Genomic DNA, 16116 nt, shown 5'->3' on the forward strand with positions numbered 1-16116 from the left:
GCTGAACCGCCGCCCGTACGACCGCACCCGGCCCGCGCCGTGTGCCGTCCTCCCGCCCGGCGCCCGCCGGAGCCGGTGGGGCGGCACACGGCGCTTTCGCGTACCGGTGGAGCCCCGAACGCGCGCACCCGCAACGCGCCTACACGGGGACCCGTTACCCGCGTACCCCCGTAGCCCCGTACCCGCGGACGCCGGCATGCACCGGCGCCCGCACCGGAGCTCCCCCGTACCCGCACCCGCCGCTCCCGGCCGGACGGGGGCGCACGGACGCCGCCCCCGGCGAGGAGGGTTCTCCTCGCCGGGGGCGGCGTCGTGGTGCCGGGCGGGTCAGCCCTGCAGGGCGACCAGGCTCGCGGGGCGCAGGTCGGTCCAGTTCGTCTCGATGTACGTCAGGCAGGCCTCACGGGTGTCCTCGCCGAACACGGTCCGCCAGCCCGCCGGCGCGTCGACGAAGGACGGCCACAGGGAGTGCTGGTTCTCGTCGTTGGCCAAGACCAGGAAGCGGCCCTGCGGGTCCTCGAACGGGTTGGTGGTCATGCGTTCTCACTCCTCGTGGACATAACGGTGAACAGCTCCGAGAGCGGCTGTCCGGGCTCGGCCACCACATGGCGCAGCAGCCGGTGAAGTTCCTCGGCCAGCCGGCGGGCCTTGGCCCCGCCGAGCAGGTCGGTGGCGTGGATCAGTTCGCAGTGCACCGGACCGTCGCCGCGCGGCTCGTAGAAGCTGAGCGTCAGCTCCGCCTTCGCCGAACCGGTGGGCACCGCGTGGAAGGATCCCACGCCGCCCTCCAACTGTCCGAGGTCCGCCTGCTCGTGGTGGATCACCATCACCTGCGGTCCCCCGGCGGGCAGTGCGGTGGCGCGGACGACCTCGTCGAACGGGACGTCCTGCCGGTCCAGGGCGCTGAGCGTGGTCTCCCGCACCCGGCGCAGCAGCTCGGCGAAGGTGGGGTCGCCCGCCGTGTCGGTGCGCAGCACCACGGTGTTGAAGAAGCAGCCGACCAGGTCGGCGAGCTGCTCCTCACCGCGGCCGGCGACCATCGTACCGATCGGCAGGTCGGTGCCCGCGCCGTGGGCGGTGAGCAGGGCCGACAGCGCGGAGTGCAGCACCATGAACATGCTGGTGCCGGTGGTCTGGGCGAGGGCGTCCACGTCCGCGTGGAGCCGCTCGTCCAGGACGAAGGAGACGTAGTCGCCGCCCGGGCCGCGGACGGCCGGGGCCTGCGGGCGGGGCCGGTCCGCGGGGAGCGCGAGCTCCCGTGGGACTCCCTCCAGGTTCTGCTGCCACCAGGCGAGCTGGCGGCCGCCGGTGCTGGTGGGCTCGGCGAGGTCGCCGAGGACCTCCTGCGCCCAGGCCGCGTAGTCGGAGTAGGTCACGGGCAGCGGCTCCCAGGCGGGGGCCAGGCCCTGCTCCCGGGCCCCGTAGGCGTCGGTCAGGTCGCGGAACAGGGGGACGACGGACCATTCGTCCACCGCGAGGTAGTGCGCGGTGAGCAGCAGCGCCTGGTCGCCCGAGGCGCCGGTGAGCAGCGTGGCGCGCAGGGGCGCCTCGCGGGTCAGGTCGGGGTGCAGCGCGGCGAGTTCGGCGAGCCGGGCGTCGAGGTCGGCGCAGCTCTCCGTCTCCAGCACCGGGTGCCCGGCGGGCTGCCGGTGCACGGCGCCGTCCCGCTCGGTGAAGCGGGTGCGCAGCGGCTCGTGGCGGGTCACCACGTCGTCGAGGGCGGCGGCCAGGGCGGCCGCGTCCAGGGCGCCGGGCGATCGGAGCACCAGGCCGTGGTCGAAGCCGTCCCAGCGCCGGTACGCCGACCACTGCCAGCGCTGTACGGGAGCCGGAGCGGCGTCCTCGTCCGCGAGGGCCCGGCCGCCGGCCGGGCGCAGCGCCGGGCGGGCGGCGGCCGCGCCGTCGAGCTTGGCGGCGAGGCCGGCGACGGTCAGGGCGTCGAAGACGTCACGGATGCTCAGCTCGACGCCGAACTCGGAGCGGATGCGGCCCAGGAGGCGCATGGAGGCCATGGAGTGGCCGCCGAGGGCGAAGAAATTGTCGTGCACGCCGACTTCGTCGAGCTGGAGGATCTCGCCGAAGAGGTCGGCCAGCTTCGCCTGGGTGGCGCCGACCGGACGGGCCCCGCCGGACATGCCGGACCAGTCGGGCGCGGGCAGCGCCTTGTGGTCGAGCTTGCCGTTCGGGGTCAGCGGCAGCGGGCCGTCGAGGACGACGACGAGCGCGGGGACCATGTACTCGGGCAGCTGGCCGGCGACGTGCGCCCGCACGTCCTGCGGGTCGAGGGCGCCGTGCTCCGGGACGACGTACCCGACCAGGCGGACGATGTCCCCCGCGCGGTCCGGGACGACGGTGGCCTGGCCGACGCCGGGGTGTCCGGCGAGGGCCGCCTCGATCTCGCCGAGTTCGATGCGGAAGCCGCGGATCTTGACCTGGGTGTCGACCCTGCCGAGGAAGTCTAGGTTGCCGTCGCGGCGCCAGCGGGCCCGGTCGCCGGTGCGGTACATGCGGCTGCCGGGTGCGCCGAACGGGTCGGCGACGAACCGCTCGGCAGTCAGCCCGAACCGGCCCAGGTAGCCGCGGGCCAGGCCCCGTCCGGACACGTACAGCTCGCCGACGACGCCGGGCGGGACGGGCTGGAGCCGGTCGTCCAGGACGTAGGCGGTGGTGTTGGGGTCCGGGATGCCGATCGGCACGCGCGCTCCGGGGCGCAGCCGCGCGTCCCGGGACTCCCACAGGGTGGAGTTGACGGTGGCCTCGGTCAGTCCGTAGGCGCAGATCAGGTTGGCGTGGGCGCCGAACCGCTCGAAGAGGTCCGGCGGCACGGTCTCGGTGCCGACCAGGACGGTCGACCCCTCGGGCAGTGCGCAGCCGGCGGGCAGCGCGGAGACCAGGGACGGCGGGAGGATCATGTGGCTGATCCGGTGCTCGGCGAGGAAGTCCGTGAGCGCCGGTCCGGCGACCCGGGCCTCGTCGGTGATGAGGACGAGGCGGCCGCCGTGGCAGAGCGCCATCGCGACCTCGAAGACGAAGACGTCGAATCCGATGGAGGCGAACTGCAGGACGCTGCTGTCGGTTTCCAGACCCATCCGGTCGACCGCGGTGGCGACCAGGCTGGCTATGCCCTCGTGGGGGACGACGACGCCCTTGGGGCGGCCGGTGGAGCCCGAGGTGTAGATGACGTACGCGGCCTGGTCGAGAGCCACCTGCGGGGCGGGCACGGCGGTTTCGGGCTGCCGTGCCAGGGCGGCTACGGTGCCGTGCTCGTCGAGGAGCAGGACCGGGACGCCGGTGGCGGGGATCTTCCCGGCCACGGGCTCGGTGCCGACGACCAGGGTCGCCCGGGAGTCCTCGATCATGTAGCTGAGCCGGTCCGCGGGGTGGACCAGGTCGAGCGGCAGGAAGGCGGCGCCGAGCTTCAGGGCGGCGAGCACGGTGGCGATCATGTCCGCGGAGCGGGGCACGGCCACGCCGACCACGCTCTCCGTGCCGACGCCCCGGGCGGCCAGCAGGTGGGCGATCCGGTTGGACCGGGCGTCCAGCGCCGCGTAGTCGAGGCGGGTGTCGCGGTCGACGACGGCGACCGCGCCGGGACGCTCGGCGACGTGCCGGGCGAACAGGGCGGGCAGGGACAGCTCGTCGACCTCGCGCGGGGAGCCGTTGAAGCCCTCCAGGACCAGCGTCCGCTCATCGCCCACCAGGAGCGGGGCGGCGGACACGGGACGGTCGGGGGCGGCCGCGAGGGCGCCGGTGAGAGCCGCGAGGCGCTCGCCGATCAGCTCGGCGGTCTCCTGGTCGAAGAGTTCGGTGGCGAACTCCAGGCGGCAGACCAGGGAACCGCCGTCGCCGTCGGCCGCGGTCTCCTCGGTGAAGCTGAACACCAGGTCGAACTTGGCGGAGCGGATGCGGAACGGTACGTACTCCACGCCGAGGCCCGCCAGGTCCAGTTCGCCCTCGGTGCGGGCGTGGTAGCCGACCATCACCTGGAACAGCGGGTTGCGGGCCAGCGAGCGGGTGGGGTTGAGCTTCTCCACGACCGACTCGAAGGGCACGTCGGCGTGCGAGAACGCGGCCAGGTCGGTGTCGCGGACCCGGCCGAGCAGCTCGGTGAACGTGGGGTCGCCGCTGAGGTCGGTGCGCAGCACCAGGGTGTTGACGAAGAAGCCGACGAGGTCGTCGAGGGCCTCGTCGCCGCGGCCGGCGATGGGCGAGCCGAGCGGGATGTCGGTGCCGGCGCCGAGGCGGTGCAGCAGGGTCGCGACGGCCGCGTGGACCACCATGAACATGCTGACGCCGTTGTCCTTGGCGAGCCGCTTCAGGCCCTGGTAGGCGGGACCGTCGAACGCGACGTCGAGTTCCGCGCCGGTGAAGGCGGGGCGGGCCGGACGCGGCCGGTCGGTCGGCAGTTCCAGTTCCTCGGGGGCGCCGTCCAGGGTGCGGTGCCAGTGGTCGAGCTGGCGGGCGGCCAGGCTCTGGGCGTCGGCCGGGTCGCCGAGCAGCTTCCGCTGCCATAGCGCGTAGTCGGCGTACTGGACCGGGAGCGGCTCCCAGGCGGGGGCGCTGCCGGAGCGGCGGGCGGCGTAGGCGGCGGCCAGGTCGCCGAGGAAGGGGCGGTCGGACCACTCGTCGGTGGTGATGTGGTGCAGGAGGATCACGACGACGTGCTCCTCGGGCGCCACCTCGACGACGGTGGCGCGCAGCGGCAGCTCGGCGGCGAGGTCGAAGGGGCGGTTGATCGCCGCGTCGACGAGGGCGCGGACCTCCTCCTCGGTGGCGCGCAGGTGCTCGACCGGCGGGTGGGCCTGCCCGGCGGGCAGGACCCGCTGGTACGCCCGGCCGTCGCGCTCGGCGAAGAGGGTGCGCAGGGCCTCGTGACGGTCCGTGACGTCGCCGAGGGCGGCCCGCCAGGCGTCCACGTCGAGGTTCCCGCGCAGCCGCATGACCAGCGGGAAGTTGTAGGCGGCGGAGGTGTCCTCGATCTGCTGGATGACCCACAGCCGCTGCTGGGCGTGGGAGAGCGGCAGTTCCCCGGGGCGCTCGGCGGCGACCAGGGCGGGGCGGGCGTCGCCCCGCGATCCGGCGGCGCGCAGGGCGAGTTCGGCGACGGTCGGGGCCTCGAAGAGGTCGCGGATCGCCAGTTCCGCGGAGAGCGCGGTGCGGGCCCGGGCGATGAGCCGGGTGGCGAGCAGCGAGTGTCCGCCGAGCTCGAAGAAGTTGGCGTCGATGCCGACGCTGCCCTCCGCGAGGCCGAGGACCTCGGCGAACAGCGCGCAGAGGGTCTCCTCCCGCGGGGTCCGCGGGGACCGGCCGGCGCCGGCGCCGGCGAACTCGGGGGCGGGCAGGGCCCGGGTGTCGAGCTTGCCGTTGACGGTCAGCGGCAGGGTGTCCACGGCCATCAGGGCGGCGGGGACCATGTAGTCGGGCAGGGTGGCCTTGAGGTGCTCGCGCAGGCTCTGGACGAGGGCCTCGCCGCGTTCGGCGGCCTCCTCGGGGACCACGTAGCCGACGAGGCGCTTGCCGGCGGCCTGCTCGTTCACGACGACGGCGGCGTGTGCCACGTCGGGGTGGGCCGACAGGGCGGTGGAGATCTCGCCGAGCTCGATGCGGTAGCCGCGGATCTTGACCTGGTCGTCGGTGCGGCCGAGGAAGTCGATCAGGCCGTCGGGGCGCTGGCGTACGAGGTCGCCCGTACGGTACATGCGCTCGCCGGGGGCGCCGAAGGGGTCGGCGACGAACCGCTCGGAGGTGAGCCCGGGCCGGTCGTGGTACCCGCGGGCGAGGCCGGTGCCGGCGATGTAGAGCTCGCCGGGGCAGCCGGGCGGGACCGGGCGCAGCATGGCGTCGAGGACGTAGCCGCGGGTGTTGCGGATGGGGCGGCCCACCGTGGGGGTCGGGCTGTCGGCGGTGGAGCCGCCGAGGGTGTTGATCGTGTACTCGGTGGGGCCGTACAGGTTGTAGCCGTAGGTGTCCTCGGTGACGGCGAGGCGGGTCCAGACGGTGTCGGAGACGGCCTCGCCGCCGAGCAGGACCAGCGCGGGCCGGTGCTTGCCGGCGCTCTCGTCCCGGTCGAGGAGGCCTTCCTCGATCAGCAGCTGGGCGTAGGTGGGGGTGACGTTGACGACGTCGATGCGGTGGTCGTCGCAGTAGGCGACCAGCGCCTCGGCGTCGCGGCGCAGTTCCTCGTCGCAGACGTGGACCTCGTGGCCCTCGACGAGCCAGAGCAGTTCCTCCCACGACATGTCGAAGGCGAAGGAGACGGTGTGCGCGATGCGCAGGCGGCGGCCGCCGGCCGCGGCGATCGCCGGGTCGAACACCTCCACCTGGTGGTTGAGCTGCATGTTCGTCAGACCGCGGTACGGGGTGACGACGCCCTTGGGCTTGCCGGTCGAGCCCGAGGTGTAGATGACGTAGGCGGGGTGCTCCAGGCGGCCCGCGACCGAGTGCGCGAACGCGGGGCGCTCGGCGTCGGTGACCTCGCCGCCGGGGTGCCCGGCCAGCTCGGCGGCGACGGCCGGGTCGTCGAGGGCGACCTCGGGGGCGAGCGGGCCGGACGCGGCGCGCAGGGTCGGGGCGACCGTGAGGGTGGTGAGCAGGCACAGCGGCCCGGTGTCCTCGACCATCAGGCGCAGCCGGTCGGCGGGGTGGTCCAGGTCGAGCGGCAGGTAGGCGGCCCCGGTGCGCAGGACGGCGAACAGGGCGACGACCATCTCGATGGAGCGGGGCAGCGCCAGGGCCACGGTCCGCTCGGGGCCGGCGCCGCGGGCCAGCAGCAGCCGGGCCAGCCGGTTGATGCGGGCGTCGAGTTCGGCGTACGTGAGGGAGGTGTCGCCGAAGACGAGGGCGACGGCGTCGGGGGTGCGGGCGACCTGCGTGGCGAGCATGTCGGCGACGGTCTCGTCGGGGACCGGCTGGTTGCCGGCGGCCCAGGCGGCGGTCAGCTCGGCGTGCTCGTCGGGCAGCAGCAGGTCGAGGGTGCCGACCGGGGCGGTGAGGTCGCCGAGGAGGCGCTCCACCAGGGTCCGGTAGCGGTTCAGGGTGGCGGCGGCCTGGTCGTCGTCGACGAGGTCGGGCCGGTACTCCAGCTTGACCTGGACGCGCTCGGCCGGGTTGACGATCAGGGTCATCGGGTAGTGCGTGGAGTCGACGCTGCCGACTCCGGTGATGCCGTGCCGGTCGGTGAGCTCGCGGAAGGCGCCCTCGTCGGCGAAGTTCTGGAGCACGTACAGGGTGTCGAAGAGGACCGGGTGGCCGCCGGCGCGCTGGAGCTCGGCGAGGCCCAGGTACTCGTGGTCCATCAGCGCCATGCGTTCGGACTGGACGCGCCGCAGCAGGTCCGCGACCGTCTCCTCGGGGCGCAGGGCGATGCGCAGCGGGACGGTGTTGAGGAACATGCCGATGGTCGACTCGGCGCCGCGCACCTCGGCGGGGCGGCCGGCGACGGTCGCGCCGAACACCACGTCGCTGCGGCCGACGGCGGCGGACAGCACCAGGGCCCAGGCCGCCGACAGGACCGCGTTGATGGTGAGGCCGTGCGCACGGGCGGAGCCGCGCAGCCGGTCGCTGAGGTCGGGGCCGAGGTCGAGGGCGTGGCGGCGCGGGATCGTCGGCTCGCCGCCGCGGCCCTTGGCGACGAGGGTGGGCTCGTCGAGGCCGGCGAGCGCGTTGCTCCAGGTGGCGCGGGCCGCGTCGAAGTCCTGGGCGGCGAGCCAGCTCAGGTAGTCGCGGTAGCTGCCGGGGGCGGCGAGTCCGGTGTCGTCGCCGGCCGCCGCGTAGAGGGCAAGCAGCTCGTCGAGGAACAGGGACTGGGACCAGCCGTCCCAGGCCACCAGGTGGTGGCTGAGCATCAGGCGGTCGGCGTTCTCGGTGAGCCGGATGAGCTGGAGCCGGAACAGCGGGGGCGCGGCCAGGTCGAAGCGGCGCAGGCGGTCGGCGTCGGCGATCTCGGTGAGGCGGGTCTGCCGCTGCTCCTCGGTGAGGGCGGTCAGGTCGGTCTCGGTGAGCGGGACGGGGACCCCGCCGGCCGGGCCGACGAACTGTACGGGCGCGGGCAGTCCCTCGGAGGTGATGCCGGCGCGCAGGCCGGGGTGGCGGGCGAGCAGGGCGGCGCAGGCCGTGCGCAGCCGGTCCAGGTCCAGGCGGTGGCCGAAGTCGAAGCAGTCCTGGGCGGTGTAGACGTCCAGGCCGTCGGTGTCGTAGCTGGCGTGGAAGTGGATGCCCTCCTGCAGCGGGGACAGCGGCCAGATGTCGGCTACGGGGACCGGGCTGGTCTGCTGGACCCGGTCGATCTCGCCCTGGGTGAGCTGGACCAGGGGCAGGTCGGAGGGGGTCAGCGCGCCGGTGGCGGAGCCGGAGCCGGCGGCCTGGGCGATGAGCTCGCGCAGGGCCTCGGCCCAGGCCAGGCCGAGGGCGCGGACGTCCTCCTCGCCCAGGGTCCGGTCCGCCGGCCAGGTCCAGGTGGCCCGCAGCTCGGGGCCGTGCGGGGTGTCCGCGCAGACCGCGTTGACCTGGAGCGGGTACGGCATGGCGAGGTCGGCGTCCGCTTCCACGGACAGGGCGTCGGACTCGGCGGCGGGCGCCCAGTCGACGGCCTGGTCGGCGGGCAGCCGGCCGAAGTAGTTGAACAGCACCTGGGCGGTGGACAGCTGGGCGAAGACCGGGGCGAGCTGCGGGTTGAGGTAGCGCAGCATGCCGTATCCGGCGCCGGAGTCGGGGGCCGAGCGGACGGCCTCCTTGACCGCCTTCAGGGTGTCGAGGGCGCCGTCGGCGGCGGGCAGCCGGACCGGGTGCAGGGCGGTGAACCAGCCAACGGTGCGGGACAGGTCCAGGTCGGTGCCGTCGCGGCCGTGGCGTTCGAGGTCGACGAGCAGGTCCCCCGCCGCGTTGCCGCCGCGGCCGGACTGCCAGCGGGACACCGCCAGGCGCAGGGCGGCGAGGAGCACCTCGGTGACGTCGGCTCCGGCGCTGGCGGGGACGGCCGTCAGGAGGGCGCGGGTCTCCTCGGTGGTGAGGGTGACGGTGTGGTCCCGGGCGGAGCCGGCGGTGCCGGACCGGTCGCCGCCGGGGACCAGCTCGGCGCCGGGGGCCAGGGTCTTGGCCCAGTACGGGAGTTCGGCCTGCCGCTGCGGGGAGGTGGCCTGTTCGGCGATCTCCCGGGCGAATCGGCGCAGCGAGGTCGGTACGGGCTCCAGCTCGGGTCGCTGCCCCTGGAGCGCGGCGTCCCAGGCGGCGGCGAGGTCGCCGAGCAGGACGCGCCAGGACACGCCGTCGACGACCAGGTGGTGGACGACGAGGAGCAGCCGGCCGGGCACGCCGGCGCCGGCGTCGAACCACACGGCCTGGAGCATCGCGCCGGTGTCGGGGTCGAGGCGGCCGGCGGCCGCGTCCGACTCGCGGGTGATCAGGGCGCGCAGGGCGGTGTCGTCCAGTCCGGCGGCGTCGGCGCGGCGCAGTACGGCGGCGGCGTCGACGCTGCCGGCCGGGGTGGTGGTGGCAGACCAGAGGGCCGGGATGGCGGGGCCGAGGTCCATGCGGGTCAGGGACGTCCGCAGGCCGTCGTGGTGGTCCAGTACGGCCCGCAGGACGCGGGTCAGCCGGTCGGCGTCGGCGTCCGCGGGTGCCTGGAGCAGCATCGACAGGTTGAACCGGCCGATGGGGCCGCCGTCTTCGCGGAGCTGGTGGACGATCGGCAGCAGGGTGATGTCGCCGACGCCGTCGGTGTCGGCGGCGGGAGCGGCAGCGGCGTCCGCGCCGCCGGTGGCGGCGGCGAGGGCGGCCGGGGTGCGGTGCTCGAAGACCTCGCGGGGGCTGACCGACAGGCCGGCCTTGCGGGCGCGGCTGGAGACGGACATGGAGAGGATGCTGTCGCCGCCGAGCATGAAGAAGTCCTCGTCGGCGTCGACCGCGTCGAGGCCGAGCACCTCGGCGAAGATCGTGCAGAGCTGCTGCTCGCGTCCCTCGCGCGAGGAGCCGCGGCCGGCCTTGCGGCGGACCGTCGGGGCGGGCAGGGCCTTCAGGTCGGTCTTCCCGCCCGGGGTGAGCGGCAGCGCGTCGAGGGCGACGAAGTGGCTGGGCACCATGGGCGCGGGCAGCGTGCCCGTCAGGGCGGTCCGCACCGCCTCGGCGTCGAACGCGTCGGCCGGGCCGCCCTGGGCCGGGACCAGGTAGGCGACCAGCTGCTTGACGCCGCGCTCGTCGTCGCGGGCGACGACCACCGCGTCGGCGACGTGTCGATCGTCCCGCAGGCGGGCTTCGATTTCCCCGAGTTCCACTCGGTTTCCCCTGATCTTGACCTGGTGGTCGGTGCGCCCGAGGTAGGTGAGCACTCCGTCCGCGCTGAACTGGACCATGTCTCCGGTGCGGTACATCCGCGCGCCCGGAGTGCCGAACGGATCGGCGACGAAGCGTTCCGCGGTGAGCGCGGTGCGTCCGTGGTAGCCGCGGGCGAGCTGGTCGCCCGCGAGGTAGAGCTCGCCCGGTTCGCCCGGGGCCACCGGGCGCAGGTACCGGTCGAGGACGTGCAGCCGGGTGTTCCACACGGGCCGGCCGATGGGCACGGTGGCCGCTCCGGCGCTCTCGGCGCCCGCCTGCCAGCTGGTGACCTGGATGACGGCCTCGGTGGGCCCGTACACGTTGTGCAGGGGGACGCCGGTGCGGTCCTGCCAGCGCCGGGCGAGCGGGACGGGCAGGGCCTCGCCGCCGCTGAAGGCGCGGCGCAGGCTCGCCCACCAGGGGGCGCCGTCCACGTCCTCGGCGAGCAGGGCGGTGTACAGCGACGGCACGAGGTCGACGTTGGTGACCCGCTCGGCGCGGATCAGCCCGGCGAGGTAGGCGGGGTCGCGGTGCCCGTCGGGCCTGGCGACGACCACGGTGCCGCCGGTGAGCAGGGGGACGAAGATCTCCTGGACGGAGGGGTCGAAGCTGGTCGAGTACTGGTGCAGCACCCGCTCGCCGGGGCCGAAGCCGAACTCCTCCGCGGTCCAGGCCAGCTGGCCGACGACGGCCCGGTGCGGGACGACCACGCCCTTGGGCAGGCCGGTGGAGCCGGAGGTGTACATCACGTACGCGGCGCCGTCGGGGTCGACGGGGTCGAGCGCGCCCGTCGCGGGGGCGTCCGCGGCCGCCTCGGGGCCGTCGAGGAGGACGGGGGCGACCCCGTCGAGGGCGGGCAGCTTCGCCAGGGACCGCGCGGTGGCGACGACGGTGCGGGCGCCGGAGTCGGTGAGCATGTGGCGGACCCGCTCGGCCGGGTAGTCGACGTCGACGGGCAGGTAGGCGGCGCCGGCCTTCATGACGCCCAGCAGGGCGACGAGGGTCTCGGCGGACCGGGGCACGGCGACGGCGACCACGGATTCGGCGCTGACCCCGCGGGCGGCCAGCCGGTGCGCCAGCGCCTCGGCGCGGGCGTCGAGTTCGGCGTACGAGGTGTGGCCGCCCTCGTGGACCAGCGCGACGGCGTCGGGGGTGCGGCGCGCCTGCGCGGCGAAGGCGCCGTGCACGGTGTCCGCGGGCAGCCGCCGCTCGGCTCCGGCGAGGGCGGCGAGGGTGGTCCGCTGCTCGTCCGCGGACTGCGCGGCGAGCCGGCCGACCGGCAGGTGCGGGTCGGCGGTGACCTGTTCCAGCACGGCGAGCAGCCGGTCGGCGAAGCGGGCGGCGGCGCGGGCGTCCAGGCGGGCCGGGTCGTGGTCCAGCTGGAGCCGCAGCGCCGTGCCGGGCAGCACGGTGAGGGCGAGCGGGTAGTGCACCGCGTCGCGGATCTCGGATCCGAGGATCCGGACGAGGCCCCGCGGGTCGGCGGCGTCGCCGGCCTCGGGCAGGTTCTCGACGACGACGAGGGCGTCGAAGAGGTCGCCCCGGCCGACGGCCCGCTGGATCTCGGCGAGCCCGAGGTGCTGGTGGTCCAGCAGGTCGGCCTGGCCGTCCTGGAAGGCGGTGAGGACCTCGGCGAGACTCTGCTCGGGGCGCCAGCCGAGCCGGGCGGGCACGGTGTTGATGAGCAGGCCGACGAGCGTCTCGATGTCCTGTACGGGGGCCTGGCGGCCGGAGACGGTGGTACCGAGGACGAGGTCCTGGGCGCCGACGACGTCGCCGAGCACGAGGCCGAACGCGCCCTGTACGACGGCGGCGAGGGTCAGTCCGAGACGGCGCGTCCCGGCGGTGAGCGCGGCGGTCCGGTCGGCGGACAGCTCCACGGTGATCCGGCCGGAGGCGGTGCCCGGCGTCTCGCCGGCGCGGAAGGGGAGGCCGTCGGTCGCGTCGAGGCCGGCCAGGGCGTCCCGCCAGGCCGCGCGGGCCCGGTCCCGGTCGAGGCCGGCCAGCCAGCCGGTGTACGCCCGGTAGGCGGGGTCCGCCGCGGTCGCCGCGGCGGGCGCGCCGGGGCGGTAGCCGTCGAGCAGTTCCCGCATGACCAGGGAGACCGACCAGCCGTCGACGATGATGTGGTGCATGGTCAGGAGCAGTACGGAGCGCTGCGCGTCGAGCCGGACCAGGGCCGCGCGCATCAGCGGAGGGGCGCCGAGGTCGAAGCCGCGGCCGCGTTCGGCGGCGGCGACCTCCAGGGCGGCGGCCGCCTGCCGGGCCGGGTCCTGGCCGGTCAGGTCGGTGAACCGCCAGGGCAGCGCGACATCGGCGCCGATGACCTGGACGACGGGGCCGTCGGAGTGCTGGCGGAAGGCGGCGCGCAGCAGCGGGTGGCGGTCGAGGAGGCGCTGCACGGCGGTCCGGAGGGCCTCGGGGTCGACGTCTCCGCCGAGTTCGACGGCGTCCTGGACGGCGTAACCATCGGCGCCGCCCCGGTCCACGGCCGCGTGGAAGTAGAACCCCTCCTGGAGCGGGGTGGCCGGTACCACGTCCAGCAGGTCGCCGATGCCCTCGGCGAGTTCGGCGCGGTCCCCGTCGGTGAGCGGGACGAGGGTGAACGGCTCGGGCGGCGGGGCGGCGGTCCGCGGCGCGTCCGGGGCGTCCCCGGCCGCGAGGGCCAGGGCCGCGACGGTGCGGAGCCGGAACACCTCGCGGGGGCTGATCGCGAGGCCGGCGGCCCGGGCGCGGGTGACGAGGTGGATGGCGACGATGCTGTCGCCGCCGAGCTCGAAGAAGCTGTCGTGGACGCCGACCGAGGGCAGTCCGAGGACTTCGGCGAAGAGCGCGGCGAGGGTGGTTTCGGCCGGGGTCGTGGGGGCCGCGTCGCCGGTCATGGCGGTCCACTGCGGGTCGGGCAGGGCGCGGGCGTCGAGCTTGCCGTTGGGGGTGAGCGGCAGCGGGCCGTCCATCCGGACGACGGCCGAGGGGACCATGTAGTCGGGCAGGTCCTGGGCGGCCTCGGCACGGGCGGCGGTGACGGCGGCCTCGGCTCCGGCGGTGTCCAGGGAGGCGTCGGCGACGAGGTAGGCGACGAGCCGCTTGGCGGCGCGCTGGTCCTCGCGGACCAGGACGGCGGCCTGGGCGATGCCCGGGCAGGCCATGAACGCGCTTTCGATCTCGCCCGGTTCGATGCGGTGGCCGCGGATCTTGATCTGGCCGTCGGCGCGGCCGAGGAAGTCGAGGTTGCCCCCGGCGGTCCAGCGGACCCGGTCGCCGGTGCGGTACATGCGCGTGCCGGGCTCGCCGAAGGGGTCGGCGACGAAGCGCTCGGAGGTCAGGCCGAAGCGGCCGAGGTAGCCGCGGGCCAGGCCGCGGCCGGCGACGTACAGCTCGCCCTCGACGCCGACGGGTACGGGCCGCAGCGCGGAGTCGAGCACGTAGGCCCGGGTGTTGGGGTCGGGTTCGCCGATCGGGACGGGTCCCTGCCAGTCGGGGCGGGCGAGCCAGAGGGTGGAGTTGACGCTCGCCTCGGTGAGGCCGTAGGCGACGACGATCTGCAGGCGGTGCGACCAGCGGGCGATCAGCTCGCTCGGGACGGCTTCGGTGCCGACGACGAGCACGCAGCCCTCGGGCAGTTCGCAGTCCTGCGGCAGCGCCGACACCAGCGACGGCGGCAGGATCATGTGGGTGGCGCGGTGGGCCGCGATGTAGTCGGTGAGGGCGGGGCCCGCGACGCGGCGCTCGGTGGGAACGACGATGATCCGGCCGCCGACGCACAGCGACATGACCAGGTCCCAGACCGTCACGTCGAAGCCGACGGAGGCGAACTGGACGACCCGGCTGTCCGGGCCGATGCCTATGCGTTCGGTGGCGGTGGCGATGAGGCTGCCGATGCCGTCGTGGGGGACGACGACGCCCTTGGGACGGCCGGTGGAGCCGGAGGTGTAGATGACGTACGCGGCCCGGTCGAGAGGGATGTCCAGGCCGAGGGCGGCCTGGTCCTGCGCGGCGAGGGCGGCGGCGGTCTGCGGGTCGTCGAGCCGGAGCAGCGCCAGGCCGGGGAGCGCGGGCAGGCCCTCGGCCTGCTCCCGCGCGGTGACGACGGTGCGGGCGCCGGCGTCCTGGAGCATGTACGCGAGGCGGTCCTGCGGGTGGTCGGAGTCCAGCGGCAGGTAGGCGGCGCCGGTCTTCATCACGGCGAGCAGGGCGGTGACGAGTTCGGGCGAGCGCGGCAGGGCCACGCCGACGACGTCCTCGGTGCCCACGCCGCGGGCGGCGAGGAGGCGGGCGAGCCGGTTGGCGGCGGCGTCGAGTTCCGCGTAGGTGAGTTCGGTGTCCTCGCAGACCAGGGCGACGGCCCCGGGGTCGCGGCTCACCTGTGCCTCGAAGGCGGCCGGCCAGGACAGTTCGGGGGAATCGCTCGGGGAGGTGCCGAAGTCCACCAGCAGCCGGGCGCGTTCCGCGGCGGTGGTGAGTTCGAGCCGGCCCACGCGCCGGTCGGGGTCCTCGGCGAAGGCGTCGAGGAGGATGCCGAAGCGCTCCTGGTGGGCGACGAGGCCGTCCTCGGTGCACTGGTCGGCGTCGGCGTCGAAGAGGACGCGGACGGCGCCGCGCACGGATTCGCCCACGCTGACGGCCAGGTCGCTGACCGCGCCGAGCCACTGGGGGCGCAGGTCGGACTGGTGGTCGCGGAAGCTCAGCCAGTCGGTGCCGGGCAGGATGTTGACGGTGGGGCCGACGAGCTCGGACACGCCCTCGACCAGGCCGAGTTCCTTGGCCAGGTCCTCGGCGCGGTACCGGCCGTGGGTGACGGCCTCGGCGATCCGCGCGTGGGTCTGGGCGAGCAGCTCGGCGACGGTCGTGCCGGGGCGTACGGTCAGCCGCAGCGGCACGATGTTGGAGACCATGCCGGGGACGCCGAGGATGGCGCGGTCGCGGCGGGTGGTGACGGGCAGGCCCAGGACGAGGTCCTGTTCGCCGGTGGTGCGGTGCGTGTACGCGGCCACGGCGGCGACCAGCAGGGCGGACAGCCGGACCCCGGACGCCTGGGCGGCGGCCTTGAGCCGGTCGGTGTCGGCCGCGGAGAGTTCGGTGGTGCGCCGGTAGCGGCGCGTGAGGAGCTTCTGGCCGGGCTCGACCAGGCGGACCGGCTGCGGCCGGTCCGCGAGGCGCTCCAGCCAGTACGCGCGGTCCTCGGCGTACGCCTCGGAGGCGCGGTAGGCCTCCTCGGAGGCGGCGAGCCGGGTCGCGTCCCAGGCGACGGGGGCGACCTCCCGGGTGCCGGTGTAGAGCTCACCGGCCCGCCGGGAGAGCAGGCCGATGCTCACGCCGTCGATGACGAGGTGGTGGTAGCACTGGTACCAGAGCACCCGGTCGTCGGCGAGCCGGATCAGGGTGTGGGAGAACAGGGGGCCGTCCGCGGGGGCCAGGGGGCGGGCCCGGTGGGCGCCCATCCATTCCCAGGCGGCGTCCTCGGGGTGGGCCTCGGCGCGCAGGTCGACGACGGGGACGTCGACGGGCATGCGGCGGGGAAGCTGGCGGGGGCTGCCGTCCCCGGTGGTCGTGAAGACGACGTGGAGGCAGTCCGCCTCCTCGACCACCTGCCGCACGGCGGCGGTCAGGCGGTCGAGGTCGACGTCACCTCGCAGTTCCAGGGTGAACGAGACGTTGAAGGCCGAACTGTCCGGCTCGATCTGCTGAGCGAGCCAGATCCCGGATTGTCCACCGGTGACGGGTGTCCCGGCGGCAGCGGTCCGGTCCGAGTCGGTGTCCATCATCGTTCAGTAGGCCTTTCCCTGGTCCTGCGCGTCGGTGGCTGGT

2 protein-coding genes are annotated in these 16116 nt (G+C 75.0%); both read right to left on the reverse strand.

From position 1 onward, the window contains the following. Positions 1 to 327 precede the first annotated feature (327 nt). A complete protein-coding gene (locus ACFWTC_RS18010) occupies positions 328 to 537 on the reverse strand; it encodes an MbtH family protein (protein WP_383930391.1) in 210 nt (69 codons plus the stop codon). Next, a complete protein-coding gene (locus ACFWTC_RS18015) occupies positions 534 to 16073 on the reverse strand; it encodes an amino acid adenylation domain-containing protein (protein ID WP_384028769.1) in 15540 nt (5179 codons plus the stop codon). Before ACFWTC_RS18015 ends, ACFWTC_RS18010 begins: the two co-directional genes overlap by 4 nt. Positions 16074 to 16116 lie beyond the last annotated feature (43 nt).

It is taken from the genome of Streptomyces sp. NPDC058619, from assembly GCF_042717785.1.
In the GTDB taxonomy this organism is placed as follows: domain Bacteria; phylum Actinomycetota; class Actinomycetes; order Streptomycetales; family Streptomycetaceae; genus Streptomyces.

Bases quoted from the DNA above. Each gene is read 5' to 3' on its own strand.
- ACFWTC_RS18015 (WP_384028769.1), bottom strand. From the start codon at position 16,073: ATGATGGACACCGACTCGGACCGGACCGCTGCCGCCGGGACACCCGTC.
- ACFWTC_RS18010 (WP_383930391.1), bottom strand. From the start codon at position 537: ATGACCACCAACCCGTTCGAGGACCCGCAGGGCCGCTTCCTGGTCTTG.